The following is a 2,243-nucleotide window of genomic DNA, read 5'->3' as shown; positions in this document are numbered from 1 at the left end:
TGGGAGCCTTGTCCGGGGAAGACGAAGACGGTGCGGCCGGTGTCCTCGCGGGCGGTGCCGGTGACCAGGCCGGGGGCTTCCTCGCCGCGGGCCAGGGCGGCCAGGGCGTCCAGGAGCTCCCCGCGCCGGGAGCCGACCACCACCGCCCGACGACCGAACAACGTCCGGCCGTTGACGAGTGCGGCGGCGACCTGTCCGACCCCGGCCTCGGGCCGGTCGAGCAGGGCCTTGTGCAGCCGGGCGGCCTGGTCGCTCAGGGCCTCGGGCGTGGTGGCCGACACCACCCACGCGGTCGGGCCCTCGACCTCGGCGGCCGCCTGCGCCGCATCCCCGGCCGCGGGCTGCTCCAGGATGACGTGGGCGTTGGTGCCGCTGACCCCGAACGCGGAGACTGCGGCCCGGCGCGGACGCCCGGCCTCCGGCCAAGGGCGCTCCTCGGTGAGCAGCCGGACCGCGCCGACCGTCCAGTCCACGTGGTGGGTGGGCTCCTCCACGTGCAGGGTCTGCGGGAGGAGGCCGTGCTGCATCGCCATGACCATCTTGATCACGCCGCCGACACCGGCCGCCGCCTGGGTGTGGCCGATGTTGGACTTCAACGAGCCCAGCCAGAGCGGCTCTTCACGCTCCTGGCCGTAGGTGGCCAGCAGTGCGTTGGCCTCGATCGGGTCGCCCAGCGACGTCCCGGTGCCGTGCGCCTCGACGGCGTCCACCTCGGCCGGGGTGAGGCCGGCCCGGTCGAGGGCCTGGCGGATCACCCGCTCCTGGGCGGGGCCGTTGGGGGCGGTGAGACCGTTGCTGGCGCCGTCCTGGTTGATCGCGGTACCGCGGATCACCGCCAGCACCTGGTGGCCGTTGCGGCGGGCGTCCGAGAGCCGTTCGAGCAGGACCAGGCCGACGCCCTCGGCCCAGCCGGTGCCGTCGGCCGAGGAGGAGAACGCCTTGCAGCGGCCGTCCGCGGCGAGGGCGCGCTGGCGGCTGAACTCCACGAAGCCGCTGGGGGTGGCCATCACGGTCACACCGCCGGCCAGGGCGAGCGTGCACTCGCCCTGCTGGAGGGCCTGCGCGGCCATGTGCATGGCCACCAGGGAGGAGGAGCAGGCGGTGTCGACGGTGACCGCCGGGCCCTCCAGACCGAGGGTGTAGGAGATCCGGCCGGAGGCCACGCTGCCGGTGCCGTTGATGCCGATCTGGCCCTCGAACTCCTCGGGCATCTGGCTCAGGAAGCGGCCGGCGTAGTCCTGGTACATCACGCCCGCGTACACGCCGGTGCGGCTGCCGCGGACGGTGGTCGGGTCGATGCCGGCCCGCTCGAAGGCCTCCCAGGAGGTCTCCAACAGCAGGCGCTGCTGCGGGTCCATGGTGAGCGCCTCGCGCGGCGAGATACCGAAGAAGGCGGGGTCGAACTCGCCCGCGCCGTGCAGGAATCCGCCCTCGCGGGCGTAGCTGGTGCCCGGGTGGTCCGGGTCCGGGTGGTAGAGGTTCTCCAAGTCCCAGCCGCGGTCGGTCGGGAAGGTGCTGATGCCGTCCCGGCCTTCGGTGACCAGCTGCCACAGGTCCTCCGGCGAGGCGACCCCGCCGGGGAAGCGGCAGGCCATGCCGACGATCGCGATCGGGTCGTCGGTGCCGGCGGTGTGCGTGGAGACCTCCACCGTCCGTGCGCTGCCGGAGATCTGACGTTCGATCAGGTCGGCGATGGCGGCGGGGGAGGGGTGGTCGAAGACCAGGGTGGTGGAGAGCGCGAGGCCGGTGGCCTTGTTGAGGCGGTTGCGCAGCTCGACCGCCATCAGGGAGTCGAACCCGAGCTCCCGGAAGGGCCGTTGGGCGTTGATGGCGCCGTTGTCGCTCTGGCCGATGACGGCGGCGACCTGGGTGGTGACCAGGTCGACCAGGGCCTGGGTGAGGTCGCGGCCGGTCAGCGCGGCGAGCCGCTGGGCCAGGCCGCTCTCCACGCCGGCCCGGGCGGTGGCGCGGTGGACGCCCGCCAGGCCGCGCAGCAGGTGCGGAACGGCGCCCGAGGCCGCCTGCGAGCGGAGAGCGGCCGGGTCGAGCTTGGCCGGCACCGTCAGGGGGAGATCGGTGGCCAGGGCGGCGTCGAAGAGGTCGAGGCCCTGGGTGGCGGTGAGCGGGTGCACACCGAGGCGGGCCAGCCGGGTGAGGTCGGCTTCGGTGAGTTCGCCGGTCATGGCGCCGGTTTGGGCCCAGAGGCCCCAGGCGAGGGAGTGGGCGGGCAGGCCGTGGGCCTG

Annotated in this window: 1 protein-coding gene; it reads right to left on the bottom strand. The window is 74.2% G+C overall.

Annotated elements, in window-relative coordinates; translation table 11 throughout:
- Positions 1-2,243 (bottom strand): beta-ketoacyl synthase N-terminal-like domain-containing protein (locus ACIGZJ_RS36880; RefSeq protein WP_396461386.1); only part of this gene is annotated, 2,243 nt, incomplete at both ends.

The sequence above is a fragment of the Kitasatospora sp. NPDC052868 genome, assembly GCF_044547105.1.
Classification (GTDB): Bacteria; Actinomycetota; Actinomycetes; order Streptomycetales; family Streptomycetaceae; genus Kitasatospora.
This window is presented reverse-complemented; position numbering and strand designations above follow the sequence as displayed.